This is a genomic window from Shewanella sairae, from assembly GCF_023283535.1.
Classification (GTDB): domain Bacteria; phylum Pseudomonadota; class Gammaproteobacteria; order Enterobacterales; family Shewanellaceae; genus Shewanella; species Shewanella sairae.
This window is the reverse complement of record NZ_JAKILT010000015.1, coordinates 19,926-37,905: the sequence shown is the minus strand read 5'-3', so window position 1 is coordinate 37,905 and position 17,980 is coordinate 19,926. Positions and strand designations below refer to the sequence as shown.

Genomic DNA, 17,980 nt, shown 5'->3' with positions numbered 1-17,980 from the left:
GTGTACCTATTTTGGTTATTCCACTATTGGAAAAAGCGGGCGCATGTTAACTCAAGCGGCCGCGTAAGAAAACTGTGTTTTACGATTTAAATAGACAGTTTTTTATTCTAGCTAGTTATATCCTAACTGCAAAGCGCATCCTACGGTGATATTATTGCAGAAATATTACAGTGTGTAACCTTAATGACAGATTGATTAATTTTTGATGACAAGGTGAATGGAACATCGATGGAAGCTGAGATCGAACTTAAACTTTTCTTTAATGAAATTTACAAGAAAAGCCTTATAAAACTATTGGATAGCTTACCCAATTGCGATGCTAAAGGTGTAGAGCAGCTAACAAACGGTTACTTTGACACCCCCGATTTAACCTTAAGAAATTGGGACATGGGCCTGCGTATTCGAGGTATTAATCAACACTTAGAGCAAACAATTAAGACAAAAGGGCAGGTTGTTGGTGGCATCCACTCTCGTCCCGAATACAATGTTGATATAGATCAAAAGTTTCCTCAATTAAATTTATTTCCGGATAAAATTTGGCCGCAAGCTACCGATATCGCCTCCGTACAGTCAAATTTGTACTGCTTATTTAATACTGATTTTGCTCGCCAGCGTTGGCATATTTTTGTCGATGACAGCTTAGTTGAGGTGGCATTAGACATTGGTGAGATCCGTGTTGATGAAGCTGTCGACCCTATTTGCGAATTAGAATTTGAGTTACTCGCCGGTGATACCTGTGCATTACTTACATTAGCAGGTATTGTCAGTCGAGAAATCCCAGTGCGTTTAGGTAAAGCAAGTAAAGCGCAGCGCGGTTATCGTCTTGCTGGGCAATACAAGCCGGAAGTGATAGATGCGCTAACATTTATCGAGATTGAGCCAAATCAAAGCCTTAAGCAAGTCGCAATCAATCTACTCACGTTAGGTTTAGATCGCTGGCAGACAATTGAAGCTATGTTACTTGATCCTGAGCAAAGTGCGCTGGCACTGCCTATGCTGAGTTATCGTCTGCGTGCCTGTATTCGCTTATTAAGAAGCACCTTAAAACAATTTGAGTTGATAGAAGACGCGTTTGAGGCTGATTTTGACTCTATCGAGCAGCGCTTAAACTTTATTGAACAAGCATTGAGTCTATACGGCATTATTGATGCTAATGCGGCGCTAGTGGCTAAACTGCCGCAACATCAAGCCTTGGTCGATGTCGCGACAGCGCAACTGCAGCATTTAGATGTGGTCGGGCAGGTGGAACAGTTACTCAATGATATTTGCTATGGCCGCTTACAGGTACATTTAGTCGATCTGCTGACTCAAATTGCAGATGGTCAGGTCAGTATTAATAAAGACATAGACCTCAGACATTTTGCCAATAAAATGCAAGAAAACTCTTGGCAGCGAATTTTAGATATCATGCCGCTAGAGAATGAGCTTAGCAGTTCAGATTATCTCTCTGTCGCCAAAGCACTGGACGACAGTATTTTTGTTGGGGTTGCCTATGGTGGCCTTTACCCTGAGAAGTCACGCGATCAGTTTAGAGCACCTTGGCAGGATTTAGCTTTGGGGATCCGTACACTTGCGGCTTATCGTCAGTTAAAGCAAATCAGCGAAATAGCCTATTTAGATATTAGTGCCTGGTTGGAAAATAAAGAGCAAAGCTTAGTGCAAGCGATGGAGTTCTCTCGTCGCAGTGCAATGCAAAGTGAGCCTTACTGGCGTTAATAAAGAACTCAATATAGGAAAGCCCACATCAAGTGGGCTTTTTTGTTTTGTTGCTAGCTTGCAAAAGAGAGATTAACTCTCGCCCTGGCGTTTGCTTTCTAACTTCTGTTCAAGCTTATCGTCTATTTTGTCTTCTATCTTATCTTCAATAGACTGCTTTAGCTCATCGATTTCGGCCAGTAGTTTTTTCTGATTGGCTTCCATTCGTTGTAGACTATTATTTAGCTCACAGCGGATCTCCTCGGCATGACTATCGAGTTTTTCTGATTCATCGGGCGAGACAAACACTGACGCCATATAACCGGATATCACACCAAAGAAGCTCACACCACAGACGATGACCACGCCACCAATAATGTGACCAGCGGTGGTGACGGGGTAATAATCGCCATAACCGACAGTAGAAATGGTGACTAGCGCCCACCAAATGGCACTTTCAGCAGTGTCGATATTGGCACCCTCAACACCACTTTCAACAATTAATACTAACACTGACGAGAAGGTTAAAATGGTAATAAGCGCGACGAGTAAGCTGGCAATAGTGGCTTGGCGGCGCTGTTTGAGCATGGGCACAATTAACGAGCGAGTGGTGCGAATAAGCCTAACTACCCGCAATATTTGAAACAAACGTGCCATTCGTAATGCTTCAATGGCAGGAATGCTGGCAACAAAGTCTATCCAATGATTTTTTAAGTACTCGACTTTATTATTGGCTTTAAACAGCTCGAAAAAGAAGTTCGACATGAAGATAAGACAGATACAGGTATCAATGAAAAACAGTAGTCGTCTTGTTTCGCCATCGACTCGCCCAAAAGTGAGCACTAGCACCAAAATAACCGACAGTAATGACAGTAGCATCATCGCAAGCTGCAGTGGCGTGGGAGGTGTTTCTGGCTGTAGTAGCCAACGTTTGTTATCTGCCATGGCTTAGGTCCATCTATCTATTAGGTGCAATGGCCTAGGCCACTCAGCACCTGGTTTGGCACTAACTCTCAGCGCTAAATTGAATTAAATCATCTAATACATGTTTTTTAATTTCAAGTTGCTGCTCTGGTGACAACCGATATTTTTCTGCCAATAGTTCATAGTCAGTTGCACTTAACGACACTGTTAGGCGCGGGCGCTTGGGTCTTTTAGTGACACTTAGACCAAGGATCTCTCTGATCTGATCAGACGGGCTAACACCCGCATCGAGCGCCGCTTTACGAATGGCATACTGGAACTTTTCATCCATATCAAAGGCAATTTGGGTTGCTTTGGCTGCCTTTTGGTTTTGTTGCCATTGAGCGGGTAAGGGATTTTTTTGTTTGGTCATGCGTGCGCTACCTAAAATGTACTCATCCGTAAGAGATCGTGCGGAATATGCTTAATCCCAATTAGTATAATGCTACCACTCATCGGAGCTGAAACAAAAATGGTTCTAAAACAGAATGTTTTAGAACCATTTAATTATGCACCAGGCCAGTAGTCTCTGATGTCTGAAAGTGGACGATAGATGGTTAACATCACATCGGTTTCGCCACCCTCATACACTTCGACATCGATAGCCTTATCTTCATCGTCATCCAGCAGCTGGTAAGACTCAAATGCCTCACCGGTTGCACCGTTTGCATCTTGAGGTGGTTTTTGACCTCGATAATCTTGGCGGTGGAAATAGCCAAAATTACCTGCGCTATCTTGATGATAATGTGCCGACAACCACTGCTCATACTCTTGCAAATCGGCAGATAAGGTATTGGTCGTCAGTTCTGCTTTACCTGGCTCTTCGAAGATCTCACTAAATTGATCTAAATCGAACAGCGCTTCAACTAGGCCTCGATTAACTTTAATCGAGAGGCCAAGGTAAGTTTCATCATCTTCATCAAGGCTGAGAAAGATGGTGTCGCTACCGTGACCTTTTAACACCCATTCAGTTTGTTGTTTGCGCTCATACTCGTAAGTATTAACCGCTTCAACTCGCAATTGCTGACCACGCAGTTGTGGTGGCAAAGCAAAACTGTCATCAAGGGAGATCATGTCTCCCTTATTGAGTTTTGATGGGTGATCGAGTTGACGTTTAGGTTCCTCTTTTTTGCCAAATAGGCTGCTTAGAAATCCCACGTCAGTCTCCTTTAACCTTTACGTGCTTTAATGCGGTCAAGTACAGCATTGGCATTAGACTTTTGCTCGCCAATACCCGCTTCTGCAAGTTTGTCGTGCAGTGCTTTGTCGCTGTTCTCTTCAGCTAGCGTTTCAGACGCTTTTAGGCGGTCATCAAATGACTGCTGGCGCGCTTTGATTCGCTCTAGTGAGTCTTTAGCGTTAAGCAGCTTAGAGTTGCTACCGGCAAACGAGTCAGTGATCGTCGCTGTGGCTTTTTGCACGCTTTCAGTGGTTTTCACCATAGTTAGCTGGCGTTGGTAATCAGCAACTTGACGCTCAGTTTTACGGACTAGCTCTTTTAGGCGAGTCGCATGGGCACTGAAGCTTTCGTTTGCCGCTTGTTGATCGTTAAGCTCTTGGTCAAGTTCAGCAATTTTTTCAGCCACTTCAAGTGCTAGTGGCTCGTTGCCTTTTTCAAGTGCTTGAGTCACGTAACCTTCATGCTCGGCAACAGAGCGCTTTAGGCGGTCCACTTCACGGCTTGCTTGCATCTCTTTTGCCATGACTTCAGTTAGGTCACGCTTAGCTTTAGTGAGGTGTTTTTCAGCATCACGGATCTCTTGTTCAAAGATACGTGTTGAGTTTGCATCTACGATGCCTTGGCCAACTTCAGTAGCGCCGCCACGGAAGGCCGTAAGAATTTTGTTTAGAATGCCCATAATGTGGCTCCTTTATTTAAGGTAATCGACGAGTTCGTCGATCACTTCGAGACAGTTATCAGATAGAACAGACAGTTCCTGCTCAATCTCTTGCATGCTTGATTGCACTGACAGCGCGCCGTAAACCACATATTTATCGTCGATCTTTGCAAACGATGACAGTGGCATTGGAATGTTGAGCTCTAACATGGTCTCAAACATTTCAGCGCGACGTTCTTGATTCACTTCGTCTTCGCCCCATAAATAACTGATGCAAAGCACTTGGTTGTCCGTTACCGATACAAATACCGGAATTTCTTCTCGGCCAACTACGTTAACTTGTAAGACTTCCACGTCACCAGCAATTGGATAACAATCAAATTGAAAGCCAGTTTGGCTGTTGTCGCCAAGCTCATTTAGGTGGTTGGCAATTGTGTGGATATTCATATTTGTCCTTATTGACATATTATGTCTGTGATTAAAGATAACACCGAGACATAATATGTCAAGGGCTATCTTTACGATTCAAAAATAAACTCTACTGATTTTCTAACCAAGCCTGCTGATGGTATTGGTACAGCTGGCTTGAACCTAAAACATTGGGCTTTATTTGGGACTTATTCTGGTAGAAATTTCCCGGGAATTCAAAGGCCGCATGAATAAGCCCTGGGGTTAACCAAGGATCGTCCACAGGCAGTTGCTGCATACTTTCTAAGCGACTTCTACCACTTTTACCACTCAAGGTGGCTATGCTCCAGCCCCATTCACCAAAGCTAGGAACATTGTGATGATATTGGTCGACATCAAAGCCCGCGAGCTCTAGCGTATTAGCCACTGAAATAAAGGCATTAGGAGCATGGTACGGCGATGTTGACTGTATGGTTAAGGCAGCATCATTGCTCATTAGTTCCTTCAATTTTAAATAGAAAGCATCGGAATAGAGCTTGTTAAGGTCGGGATGGCTCGGATCCGGTAAATCGACAATAATGGTGTCGAATTTTTGTTCTTTTGCCAGCAATTTATCCACACCATTAAAGGCATCGTCATACATAATATTCACTCGTTGATCATTGAGTGAGTTTTGATTGAGTTGCAGTAATGCGCGGCTAAGATCTTCTGGCATATCGCTAGAGGGCTGCTTAAATAGCGCAACCAGTTCTTCATCAAGATCCATTAAAGTCACTTGTTTAGGTTGCCATTGCAATACCTGAGTCAGACCTAAACCGTCACCGCCGCCAATGATTAATACCTTATCGTGGCGTGCACTGGCCGCCATAGTCGGGTGCACTAAAAATGAGTGATAGATATGCTCATCGCTGCTGGAAAACTGTAAGCGACCATTAATGTACAACGAGTGCACTGGCGCTAGGCCATTTCCGCGTAATCGCTCAGTAAAGGTGAGTTGCTGAAAACGGGTCGCCTTGGCGTAAACCACTTTGTCTTTATACAACAGGTTATTAAAGTTTTGCTCCCATTGAGGACCGTGCAAGGCTAATAACACTAAAATGCCGGTCGCAATAAAGTGACCTACCAAAAGCAATTTTACGTGACGAATTTGATGCCAGAAGCGCCAGATAAAGATAAAGCCCGCTAACAGGTTAAAGCTGGCGGTTAACGCCGCGGCGAGCTGAATATCAATCGCCAACATAAAGAAAACCCAAATCGCGGCACCAATACCTGCGCCAATATAATCAGCGCCATAGATGGTGCCAGCATTATGCATAAGATGCGCTTCAGACATCGCTTGGCGCACACGGGCGATAAGTGGAATTTCCATACCAATCATTAAGCCCAGCAATATGCCCCACACATAAGGCAAGTATTCGCTGAGTTTTTGCAGTGTGCCGATAAAGCCACCATCGGGAAGCTGATCTGCTGGCAAACCTAAGGTGTTGGCAATAATCAGTGGTAACTGTTGACCAAAACCAATCACCGCAGCGGTAATTAAAATCGCTAGCGAACCACATAAGGCAACGCACAGTTCTAATACCGCAAAGCCAGTAAAGGCGCAGCGAATTTTACGTGCAGCAAAAGCCCCTAGTCCCATAGAGACAATCATTAGGCCAATCATGGTGTAAATCGCGGCTTCTAGTGCCCCAAGAATACGGCCAGCATAATGCGATAATAAGTATTCATAGATCAGGCCGCAGCCTGCAAGTACTGCCATAATACCGAGCAGTAACACATCATCGAACCAGCCGAGTTTGCCTGATTCTATGGTTTGGTTTTGCGCTGTGGTTGTCGCGCTGTTTGAGTCGGTTTGCATTGAGTGTCTGTTGGTTAGGTTGAGTCAGATAAAGAGTGAAAAAGCCAATAAAAAGGGAGCGAAGTGGCGCTCCCTTGATGTTGTGCTAAGCCATTAAGGCGGCCAGAATAATGGCAATGGAGACGCTAATTGCCATTTCAACAGCCGCTAGGCCGATATTGTGTTGCTGCTCAACTTCTTCACATAGGTTGATGTTGGCAAGCACTAGCTTTTTAATCAAAGTGATTAGCAGTGATAGCGACAGCAGCATCACTACAGAGAACACTAACCAGCCAATTAGGTTGGCGATGTAAGTTTCTGGGTTGAAGATGATGAAGTGGCTGGCAGCATTAAAGCTAAATGCCATCGCTAGCATATAACCGCTGTGGCGAATCGCCAGCGCGGTATGGCCTTGGGCTAATGCATCTTGCATTGACGCGCCTTGGTTGCGTTTAGCGTAACGGTTTTCACGGCCACGGGTCAGTAGTACTAACATGAGCTGTGAAATAATAAAGGCACTAAAGATGGCAATAAAGGTATAAACCGTTAGGTCTTCAGCCCATAGCAACACAGAACGAATAATAATTGCAGTGGCAATGACTGCAGCGGCATCAACGATAGCAACCGACACATTACCTTTAATAATTAACGCGTTCTTATCTATGTTATTAAGCGCGATTTTGTCATGTAAAAAGCGCCCAAGTTTAATCAGTACTAAGCCAAATAGGCCGTAAGCACTCATGCCAATGGCTTCAACTAAGTAAGACTCTGCGGCTTCTCCGGTAATTGCGCCGGTGAGCACAATACCCAGTGCCATAACAGCACCCGCGGTACTAATACCAAAAGCGAAGTTATCGTTTTCTGCCAGTTCATGACGGCTGTTTACTTTTACTGTCCAGCCTTGCAAGTAGCGCATGAGTGTTAGTAGCAGCACCGCGATAGTAATATCGATAAAGAGAATGATCATCAGCTCTTTGGTGAGGCCGTAGTTTTCTAAAAATGTCATAAAAGTTCCTTAATTATTTGCCTCGGCGAACACCGCGAGTGGTACGACTGCTGGAATTACGGAAGCTGCTGTCCTTAGAGTAGTTAGAGCGGAACTTGCTCTTACTGCTTGCAGTGCGTCCTGTTGAGCTGGCTTTTGGGGTACTACTACTTTGTCTTGAAAGACTGGTTGAGCCGGTACGCGATTTAGCATACGGACTATCAAACTTTTTACCTTGGGAGTTAAATTGCTTTTTAGTGCGCTCATAGGTTTGAGTCTGCGCGCGAGCTTGCTTTGGTGACGTGTAGCGGTAGCGGCCTACATCGTTGTAATAACTATAGTTACGACGGCTCGACCACCTGTCATAGCCAATTGGTCCACGCGTCAGGTTAGAGAACATAGAGTACATGCCGTACCAAGCCCAAAAAGACATACCGTTAGAGCCTGTTTGCCAGCTACCATAAGACGGATTGCCGACTAACTGGCTGCCCGCACCAAAGTCTTCAGATCCATTGGCAAGGGCTGCGGCCTCGCGGCTAATAGAGTTGACCCTTGCAAGTGCACCATCTGACATATCGGCAACCACGTTCAGTGGGTCAGATAGCATGTCGTTGTATAAACTTGGGTCGGCCGCTTGATAAAGGTTTTCAACTTCAGCAAGCTGTTGATCGAGATCGACATAGTTAGCCGCATTTTGGGTATCGGTTAAGCGCCGCGTCAAAGAGGTAAACATTGGACCGCGATTGGTGGCATCGGTGGCTAGCTCATTTAACAAAGGGCTAAGCTCGGGCTTTTGCTTTTCCAATACTTGTACGTATTGTTTGAGCAAATTTGCATTACGTACCTGACCATCACTAAGCATAGTGCTAAGAGTATCGAGCCGCTGCTGCGTTAGCTGCTGATACTTGGCAATCTGCTCAGGTCTATCATCGCCGCAACCTGCCAAGGCGAAGACCATTAGGATGGTGAGAACGCGGGTTAGCATTCCTGCCATATTTTCTCCAAATTCGGTTATGTTACTTTTAGTGGCTCACAGTCAAATGATTCAAGCCAAGATAGTCATTATGCTTGCTAATACATTAATACAGTTCAATTACTTGCTGAAACATTGAATTCGCAAGAGAAATTATTTGGCTTGACTGTAATTAGTATAGTATTGCCTATTAGAGCATAAAAAAAGCAAGGATCCTGTTTATAAGGCCTTGATTTGGTCAATTTATCTAAATGATCAACACATGTCTTAAAAAATGCTCACATTTGATCACGCTCTATCTATATCATTAACGACATAATATGTCGATGTACAAAATTGTTAGGGATTATTATGCGCACGGCGACACAGGATAATAAGTTTGTCAGCACGCAAATGGCAGCGACAGCTGAAATGTATTGGCAAAGACTGACAGAAAACGCGGCTGACGTTGTAGCGTTATTGACTGATGACCAGCAACAAGAGTTGCAACGGATTTTTGGCTTAAGTGATTTTATTGCGACTCAACTATGCCGTCATAGCCATTGGATCCCAGAGTTATTTGCTAGCGAACTGCATAATATAGAGCGAAAGTCTTTCGATCATCAGCTTGCTAAATTACTTGAGCCAATAACAGATGAAGAACAGGCTAAGCGCATTTTGCGCCAGTACCGCAATAGGCAAATGGTCTGCATCGCTTGGCGAGACTTTATGGATTACAGCGAATTACAAGAGTCGCTGTTAGATCTATCTGCACTCGCAGAAGCACTGATTATTGCTGGGCGAGACTGGTTATACCGAGAAATGTGCGCCTCATTAGGTACCCCAAGCTGTAGCCAAGGTAAGCCACAACAACTATTGATATTAGGTATGGGTAAGCTAGGTGGCCGCGAACTCAACTTTTCATCGGATATCGACCTTATTTTTACCTTTGCCGAACACGGTGAAACCCTTGGCGGCAGACGCTCATTAGAAAACCAACAATTCTTTATCCGCATGGGACAGCGTCTCGTTAACTTATTGCATCAAGTCACCGTTGACGGCTTTGTGTATCGGGTTGATATGCGCCTGCGTCCTTATGGCGAAAGTGGGCCGCTAGTGGTGAGCTTTAGTGGTCTTGAAGATTATTACCAAGAGCAGGGGCGTGACTGGGAGCGCTATGCCATGGTCAAAGCCCGTGCGCTAGGACCTTGGACCGCAGAGTCAGACGAACTACACGCACTATTAAGACCTTTTGTTTATCGCCGCTATTTAGATTTTTCGGCCATTGATTCACTGCGTAAAATGAAAGGCTTAATTACTCAGGAAGTGCGCCGGAGAAAGCTTACCGACAATATTAAACTTGGCGCAGGTGGCATACGTGAAGTTGAGTTTATTGTGCAGAGCTTTCAGCTTATTCGTGGTGGGCGAGAGCCAGCGCTGCGCCAGCAAAGTTTGTTTGCGGCAATCGAAACCTTATACGAGCTAGGGCAGCTGGAATATTTAGCCGTCGATGAGCTTAAAAAGAGCTACATTTTACTGCGCCGGGTTGAAAACTTGCTGCAAGCGATTAACGATGAACAAACTCAGACATTACCGACTGAAGCCCTTGACTGGCAACGCTTATGTTATGTGTTTAACGCCGATACTGAAATGGATCTGCGTGAGCAAATCGAGCTTGCTATGCGCAATATTCATGGTCACTTTCAGGAAACCGTTGGCGGCAATCATGTTGAAGATCAAAATGAGACTTGGACCCAGCAGATCTGGAACGCTTACGAAGATGACCATGCACAGTCGATACTAGAAGAGCAGGGCATAGATGATGAAAAGCTATGGCCGATGCTAAATAGCTGGCATAGCACGGTTGTTCGCCGCACCATTGGTCCGCGGGGACGGGAAACCTTAGACAAGTTAATGCCTAAGCTGTTGTGTGAATTTACCAATATTGCTCATCCCTCTAAAGCATTTGAGCCAGTATCAAAGGTATTAGATCAGATTTTAACGCGTACAACTTACCTAGAGCTGTTGTGTGAAAACCCTGGCGCGAGACAACAGCTAGTGAGCTTGTGTCTTGCCAGCCCATGGATAGGTCAGCAATTAGCAAAGTTCCCAATGCTGCTTGATGAATTGATTGATCCGGCGCAGTTATACGACACTACATCGTTAGACGATTATGGCAGCGAGCTACGCCAATATTTGCTGCGGGTGCCAGAAGATGATCTTGAACAGCAGATGGAAGCACTGCGCCAATTTAAACTATCGCAGCAGCTAAAGATCGCCGCTGCAGATGTAACAGGCGTGCTGCCGGTAATGGAGGTGAGCGATCACTTAACCTTCTTGGCTGAAGCGATTATCGAGCAGGTCGTGCATCAGGCTTGGGCGCAAGTCACTGCCCGTCACGGCGTGCCGGATAACTTAAATGACAATGAGATGGGTTTTGCCGTTGTTGGTTACGGTAAAGCGGGTGGCATAGAGCTAGGTTATGGCTCTGATCTCGACCTAGTTTTTTTGCATAATGGCAGCAAAGCTGGGCAAACCAATGGCGACAGACCCATCGATATTGGTCACTTTTATTTAAAGCTTGCCCAGCGTGTGCTGCACTTTTTCTCAACCCGTACCAACTCAGGTGAGCTGTATGAAGTGGATATGCGCTTAAGACCGTCGGGCGCATCGGGTTTACTGGTAAGCGAGATAGAAAACTTTGGTGAGTACCAGCGTGATGAGGCGTGGACTTGGGAGCATCAAGCATTAGTGCGGGCGCGCTTTATGTTTGGTGATACAGCATTGTCTATGCGCTTTAATGAGCTAAGAACCGAAGTCTTACAAAGCCCACGTGATAAAGTGTCGCTGGCTAAAGATGTACGTGAAATGCGAATTAAGATGCGCGATCACCTGTTAAAAGTCGATCAAGGAATGTTCGATCTTAAGCAAAGCAGTGGCGGTATTGCCGACATTGAATTTATCGCGCAATACCTAGTGCTGGCGAATAGCCATGAGCATAAACGCCTATCGTTTTGGTCGGATAATGTGCGGATCTTTGCCGATCTCGCAGAACTAGAGTTACTACCGCTAGCGAGTGCGCAGGCACTGACCCAAGCATATTGTCACCTGCGAGACGAAAGTCATCGATTAACCCTGCAGCAGAAAAAGTCAGTTGTGCCAATTGAAGCAGTTAAGTCGCATATCGAGCAAGTTGAAGCTATCTATCAGCAGATCTTACTAGAAGTATGATGTGATTAATCTCAGTTAAAGTGACATTAACTATCTTGTCGCTCTAGCTAGAACAGCGATTAGCTTCAAGGCCTCTTTATCAGCAAGATAAAGAGGCCTTTTTATTGGCTGTGCGATTTTAGTCGTATTGATCGCGGCAGATGCTGTCAGCCTTGAGTGATGCAAAATGCATTGCAGATCTAGAGGCAATAGCGATAACACAATAGCTGCTGATTTATCTATTTTGTAAGCCTATGAATTTATATCAATAGCCTAATATGGTTCGTTATATGCACTGTTCACATTAAGTGCGGCATTAAGTTCAGCGTTGTGAGGGTGTTGTTATGAACTTTAAACTGGCAAATTATCGTGATAGATCTTTTAAAGGCTTGCTATCCTGCCTTATGCAGGTTCGTGGTAGGCGCGTTAACGGCAAACACAATAAACTGGGTCAAAGTCATGAGCTCCCTTGGTATTGGATCGCACTTCTAGGGTTATTGCTGTTTATCAATTGCTTGTTTCCAACGCCAGCCGAGGCTCAACTCACTAAGTTTACCAGTCGTGTATTAACAACTGAATCAACGCCCGAATTAGTGATAGTCGATCGCTCCGTTGAATATGCTGACACCCTGTTGGCAGATTTTAGCGGCGAGTTACACTTACTTATTTTAGAAGATGACCAAGAGCCTTTTGAGCAAATAAACCAAGTGCTAGCTGGTGAGCCGCTGTATTCGAGTGTCACCATCGTGGCCAAGGCATCGAGCTCAGCTATCTATATAGGCGGACGCTGGATTGATTAAGATTACCTGCTTGAGCATCAACATAGCCTGGCAACGTTTGCCCAGCAGTTTGCACGTAATAGCCAGCTTTCTTTGTACACTACCAACTTAACAACCAGCCATGAAGGCGGTCGATTTATCGGGGTATTGGCAGAGCTGATCCAGATGCATGTTGAAGTCATTTATATACAAGCTCAGCAATATGAGCCTTTGTGGGTACAGCGAAGCCAATTTAGCTTTTAACCCGTGGCTAATAAAGCAGCGTTAAAGATACGTTTTGTATCATATTTTCAGTAGATACTGCTTTGTAGAAATTCAAAAACTGCTTAATATCAGTGCAGTATGTCCCAATGTTGTAATGGGATCCATTAGGGGATTGTTCGATGACGTCTATTAGCAGTGCAGCCAATAGTACTAATATGAGTGCCGGGGCAAATATCGCTCCAAAAACCACAGATTTAGCGGCGCAGCAAAGTGCCACTAGCACCAGCTCAACTTTAACAGTTGCCGCTGATGCTGGCAGTAAGCCACTGCCTAATACTGGTGATAGCACCACTGTTAGCCTATCAAGCGCCGCCCAAGATAAGCTTACAGCCGAGCAAGCTGGGGCTAAACCTGCTGCGGTCGAATCAGCTAAGACTGAGCATGTTAAGACTGAGCCTGCTAAGGTCGAATCCACTAACCCAGAATCTGAAGAAGAAAGCGGCGATCTAGAGTCGTTTGTATTTGGTGCGCTAGGGCTAGATCATCCAGAAGAGATTGATGAGAACGGTGACCCATCGTATTCGGCAGGCCAATATGTCAAGGCGGCTGCCACGGTTGGTGGCATGATTGCGATGTTTATTTAGACTCTGTCTAAAAACTGGTTTTACCAAGCTGCGCTTCAGCTTTAAGTTAGACTGCGTCTAACGATTTCTACTAATCAAACTTCGTTTGATACTTCTATCAGGCTGCGCCAGACCAAAGTCGTGAGCTTCCTGCTCACAAAGAGCTTGCAGTTAGACTTCGTCTAACAATTAACGTCGTGGCGCTTCGCCCACACCCGAGCCAAGGGGGAAAGCGCTTGTCCCCCTTAACAAACCCTCTGCGCCCCAGACGAAGTTGTTAATCCTCACTCATTTTCGAAAATCGCTATCGCCTCATATTCGCCATCCCTGGCTCACCTAAGGCTATCTCGTCATCCATGACTCGCTCACGCTATTTGTCTTCAATGACTTCGGCAACTTCGATGGGGATTGGTGTATTCTGTAAGCTTAGCGGTTAATTCACATAAAATTATAAAATAGAGCATTGTCTATTTATTTCAACATCTTAAAAGCATATACTGAATAATTGTAGCTATTTAATAGAATTGTAGATTAGAACTCTACTTTTATAGCGGAACATAAAAGTAGACCTTAAAAACTAAAACTAAATAACTGTAGGGAATGGTAATTTGCATGGGTTTTTTTATATCTGAAAAATTCTCAAGAGTATTAATATTTATTGGCGTCTCCCTCCTATTTCTATTCATCATTTCATTCACCTATAAAGCAATTCTTTTTGACTTTAACGTCAGCATTAAGACTGACGTATTCGGTCAGTTTGGAGATATAGTTGGCGGGGTCGTTGGATCATTGTGGGCGCTTGCAGGCGTAATTTTATTCTATTCAGGACTGAAAGAGCAGCGACACGATATACAGACCAATAGAGACGCATTAAAAGAACAAATTAAGGCTCTCAACTATCAAAAAGAAGAAATGGCGTTGCAACGGGAGGAGTATGCAATGGCAAGGCGAGTTTTTGAACAGCAGAGCGACACTTTAAAAGAGCAATCTAAAACGTCGAGAATACAACAGTTTGAATCAAACTTTTACTCCCTTCTAAATATATATATTGGGATAAAGTCAGAGTTAATAAAGGAAAAGCATGATTTCATAAATGATATCAATAATGAATTATTACAATGTGATCTAAGTGAGTCGAGTGCTAGCGAAAAAATGACTAATATCACAATTGAATAGCTAAAGGTTTACTATAAGAATAAAGATTCCATATCCCACTACCTTAAGACAATATATAGGATATATAAAGTAATCGATGAACATGGATTTAATTCTGAAAAAGAAAAGTTCTTTTATTCTAAAATAGTAAGATCGCAATTCTCAGAGAAAGAGCTTTACCTTATATACTATAACTCTCACTCTAGTTATGGTGAGAACTTTAGACCTTTAATTTTAAAGTACAATATATTAAAGCATTTGAACTTAACGTCAAAAGTTGAAATGACTTTTTTAAAAAGTACAAATCCAGAAGTTAATAGTAACAGGGTATCTCTATTTAACTGGCTAGACAAATTCATTTCAAAACATGTAACTCTAATGTTGGATATTGAGAGTGAAGAAACAAGATTTTCAGATTATACAGAAATAGTAGGCGAAAAAATAGTCACTGAAATACTTGAAGATGAAGAGGGGAATATTATTTTTAATATTTACATCACCCCTAAAGTTGAAGTTTTATTAGATACCAGTGGTCAGGCAGAGTCTTTTTTTCAACATTACATTTATGATCGATTCTTCAACAGTATGTTTAAAAGAGTTCCCAGTAAAGATATAGTGAAAGTAAGCAGAAATGATCAAATCATAGTAATTGAGTTACCATCCGAACATATCTCAAATATAGTTAAAGACACTTTCTAGTAGGAGGCTTCATGTTAGATAACGAATTTACAAGAGTTTTCAAAAACAACCTAAAAATTAACATGCGGTCAATTTCCGTTAAAACACTCCTTGGTGAAAGAAACTTAAAGAGAATAAATTATAAGCCATATTACCAAAGAAACTATGTTTGGGATGCGACTAAAGCAACGTTTTTTATTGAGAGTATATTATTAGGAACTGATATTCCTCCTCTTGTTCTCTTTAAGTCAGGCAACAAAATTGAAGTTATAGATGGGAGACAACGATTTGAAACATTAAAAAGATTTAAAGAAAACTCATTTAAACTAACTTCAAAAGGATTATTTGAGTTAAAAGTTCTAAACGGGAAGAACTTCAATGAGTTGAATGTAGAAGTCGTAGATGCTTTTTTGGATACAAAGGTTAGACTTTTTGAATTCGAAGTGGTAAATGAGCCTAAATTATCAGACGAATTAGAAGACAAAATAAAGAAAGAAATATTTAGGCGCTATAACACTGGAATTACACCAATTACGAGTAGTGAACTTGATAACGCAAAATATGATGATGATCCTCTTACCGATGTAATACGCTTAAAGTTTGAACACAACCCAGTGTTGATAAAAAACATTAAAAATTGTTTTTTTAGCAATAAAAGTAATAAGAATGGTATAACACAAGCATTAATAACTGATTTTTTCAGACGCTATATAACCCTGACAAAATTTCCTATTAGTTCTTATGCTGGCAGCGGTAGCCGTACTGATACTCGTGAATTATTATATGACTTTATAAAAAGCGACATTGAAGATTATGATACTTTTATAGAAGACTTTATATTGATAGTAAATAAAGTTATTGAAATACATAGGCTTGTGGCAGATAAGGCAATAGCAAATAATAAACTTATATTCGAATGTTTATTATGGGGTGTAACTATTTTAAATAGCGAAGAAAAAGAACTATTTGTAGATGAAAACTTAATTAGTAAGGTTAGAGCCCACTACACAGATAGTATAGAAAAGTACCCTCTAGAGGACTACCACTATTATAAAAGTATTTTCGAAAGATTCGAGGATACAGCTAAATTCTTAGGTGAGATTTATAGCGTCGACTTCACAACCTATTTAAGGGATGAGAACTTTTCCTATAGAGTTAAGCAGCTGCGACAAACAGAAGAAGATGGCGTTCTAAAAATGAATGCTTTGGATAAGTTAAGGTTGTTAAAACCTGAACCTATATCTGAACCAATTGAAGAAATAGTTTGTGATCTTAAATCAAAAAAATACATGCTAAGACCATCATATCAAAGACAAGAAAAAATTAGCATACCTAAAGCATCATCAATAATCGAGAGTATTCTGCTGGGTGTTTATCTACCGCCTATTTTTATTTACAAAAATAAACTAGGTGTAAAAGAAGTTATAGATGGTCAACAACGAATACTTTCTGTACTAGGTTTTATGGGTAAGCGATACTTAGATGAAAAAGGTGTTGAAAATTATTCTAAAAACAACAACTTTTCGCTAAAAGGGCTTCGTATACTAAAAGACCTTAATGGTTCTAAATTTAGTAACCTGCCTGAACAGCTTGTTGAAAAGTTGTACGATTTTGATTTAAGTATAATCGAAATTGATGCAAAAATGAATGAAGGATTTAACCCTGTAGACTTATTTATTAGATTGAATAACAAGCCTTATCCTATTAAAGAAAACTCATTTGAAATGTGGAATTCGAGTGTGAATAATTCTGTAATAAAATATATAAAAGAAATAGCAAAAGAATATATAGATTGGTTTTACCTTAGGGTCGTAAGAAAGGATAGAAAAAACGACAGGATGGAAAATGAAGAGATGATAGCAATTTTAGCCTATCTTCAATTCCAACAGATTTATGGTGAAGAACTGAAGTCAAAGGGCGTGGAATTCTACCTTAAAAAGGATAGGCTTAACTGCAGGTTCGCAAATAAAGCTGCTGTGACAGCATTTTTAAATAGTTTAGAATCTGATTATAATAAAAAAGAGCAATATATAAAGTCTATTTCAGGAGTGAAAGATTTTATATCCAAAGTCGAAGTGCTCTTCAGCTTTAAAGATAGTGCAACATCAGCTGAAGACTTTAATTCATTCTTCAATGTTAGAGGTATAGAAACATTCAAGCGCTCACTACAAGATATGTATTTACTATGGATGATTGTTCATGATATTAGTTTTTCTACTATAAACAATAATGCTGGTGACATCATTAACGACTTAACTACACTTATAGGAATAATGAAGAATGTTGATAATAATGAGATCAATGAAGACTATATGAATATGTTTTTATCAACACGTGACGAGATAAAGTCAAGATACTGTCAGTTTTAAATGTAGCAAGATTAAATGTAACTTTTTTATACGACATAAATAGAAATGTGGGGTCAGAATAAATTATTCTGACCCCATCTATCTTGAACCATTAATCAATGGCTAATTGATGACAATTAGCAGACAGAAAACACCTGTTCCCCATCGGAGTTGCCGAAATACGAAGATGAAAATGGCGTGGAACCATCATGGATGATGGCTCAGGCTCAGCGGGACATGGATGTCCCCTTTTGCCCGTGTGTGAGCTGGAAGCTCACGACCTTAGTCAGGCGTAGCCTGATATG

The 17,980-nt window shown here is 42.1% G+C and carries 15 protein-coding genes and 1 pseudogene; 8 read left to right on the top strand and 8 right to left on the bottom strand.

The window, feature by feature from the left end; translation table 11 throughout:
• Positions 1-228 precede the first annotated feature (228 nt).
• The gene (locus L2748_RS08495; protein WP_220779986.1) at positions 229-1,716 is read left to right on the top strand and encodes a CYTH domain-containing protein; all 1,488 of its coding nucleotides are present in this window, start codon (positions 229-231) and stop codon (positions 1,714-1,716) included.
• Positions 1,717-1,788: 72 nt separating this feature from the next.
• Here L2748_RS08495 and L2748_RS08490 read toward each other — a convergent pair whose 3' ends face one another.
• The 8 genes from L2748_RS08490 to L2748_RS08455 all read right to left on the bottom strand — a co-directional run bounded on the left by L2748_RS08490 (position 1,789) and on the right by L2748_RS08455 (position 8,720).
• Positions 1,789-2,640 carry a potassium channel family protein gene (locus L2748_RS08490; RefSeq protein ID WP_220779988.1) on the bottom strand — a complete coding sequence of 284 codons (852 nt, stop codon included), beginning with the start codon at positions 2,638-2,640 and terminating at the stop codon, positions 1,789-1,791.
• 61 nt (positions 2,641-2,701) lie between these two features.
• Entirely contained in the window at positions 2,702-3,031 is a 330-nt protein-coding gene (locus L2748_RS08485) for a hypothetical protein (RefSeq protein WP_220779990.1), read from the bottom strand.
• Between the two features lie 134 nt (positions 3,032-3,165).
• Positions 3,166-3,816 (bottom strand): DUF4178 domain-containing protein, encoded by a 651-nt coding sequence (locus tag L2748_RS08480; protein ID WP_220779991.1) that lies wholly within the window; start codon positions 3,814-3,816, stop codon positions 3,166-3,168.
• Positions 3,817-3,827: 11 nt separating this feature from the next.
• Positions 3,828-4,517, bottom strand: coding sequence for a PspA/IM30 family protein (locus tag L2748_RS08475; RefSeq protein WP_220779993.1), 690 nt, complete (start codon positions 4,515-4,517; stop codon positions 3,828-3,830).
• Positions 4,518-4,529: 12 nt separating this feature from the next.
• Positions 4,530-4,943: a YjfI family protein gene (locus L2748_RS08470; protein ID WP_220779995.1), complete on the bottom strand. Its 414-nt coding sequence runs from the start codon at positions 4,941-4,943 to the stop codon at positions 4,530-4,532.
• A gap of 91 nt (positions 4,944-5,034) precedes the next feature.
• Positions 5,035-6,762: a polyamine aminopropyltransferase gene (locus tag L2748_RS08465; RefSeq protein WP_220779997.1), complete on the bottom strand. Its 1,728-nt coding sequence runs from the start codon at positions 6,760-6,762 to the stop codon at positions 5,035-5,037.
• Between the two features lie 85 nt (positions 6,763-6,847).
• On the bottom strand, positions 6,848-7,747 hold the full coding sequence (locus L2748_RS08460; protein ID WP_220779999.1) for a DUF350 domain-containing protein: 900 nt from the start codon (positions 7,745-7,747) through the stop codon (positions 6,848-6,850).
• A 13-nt stretch (positions 7,748-7,760) separates the two neighbouring features.
• Positions 7,761-8,720: a hypothetical protein gene (locus L2748_RS08455; RefSeq protein ID WP_220780001.1), complete on the bottom strand. Its 960-nt coding sequence runs from the start codon at positions 8,718-8,720 to the stop codon at positions 7,761-7,763.
• A gap of 330 nt (positions 8,721-9,050) precedes the next feature.
• Between L2748_RS08455 and glnE the strand changes: the two genes are divergently transcribed.
• From glnE to L2748_RS08425, 7 genes and pseudogenes are all read left to right on the top strand, one after another.
• Positions 9,051-11,909, top strand: a complete 2,859-nt coding sequence (gene glnE / locus L2748_RS08450; RefSeq protein ID WP_220780003.1) for a bifunctional [glutamate--ammonia ligase]-adenylyl-L-tyrosine phosphorylase/[glutamate--ammonia-ligase] adenylyltransferase — start codon at positions 9,051-9,053, stop codon at positions 11,907-11,909.
• A 323-nt stretch (positions 11,910-12,232) separates the two neighbouring features.
• Complete coding sequence (locus L2748_RS08445) at positions 12,233-12,688, top strand: DUF4347 domain-containing protein (protein WP_220780004.1); 456 nt, start codon at positions 12,233-12,235, stop codon at positions 12,686-12,688.
• Between the two features lie 362 nt (positions 12,689-13,050).
• Positions 13,051-13,515 (top strand): hypothetical protein, encoded by a 465-nt coding sequence (locus L2748_RS08440; RefSeq protein ID WP_220780005.1) that lies wholly within the window; start codon positions 13,051-13,053, stop codon positions 13,513-13,515.
• 591 nt (positions 13,516-14,106) lie between these two features.
• Positions 14,107-14,670: a hypothetical protein gene (locus L2748_RS08435; RefSeq protein WP_220780007.1), complete on the top strand. Its 564-nt coding sequence runs from the start codon at positions 14,107-14,109 to the stop codon at positions 14,668-14,670.
• A gap of 30 nt (positions 14,671-14,700) precedes the next feature.
• Positions 14,701-14,901: pseudogene (locus L2748_RS24625) on the top strand (putative phage abortive infection protein); the annotation flags it as partial.
• 30 nt (positions 14,902-14,931) lie between these two features.
• On the top strand, positions 14,932-15,348 hold the full coding sequence (locus tag L2748_RS08430; protein WP_248957682.1) for a hypothetical protein: 417 nt from the start codon (positions 14,932-14,934) through the stop codon (positions 15,346-15,348).
• Positions 15,349-15,359: 11 nt separating this feature from the next.
• Positions 15,360-17,696 (top strand): DUF262 domain-containing protein, encoded by a 2,337-nt coding sequence (locus tag L2748_RS08425; protein ID WP_220782560.1) that lies wholly within the window; start codon positions 15,360-15,362, stop codon positions 17,694-17,696.
• The last annotated feature ends 284 nt before the right edge of the window (positions 17,697-17,980 follow it).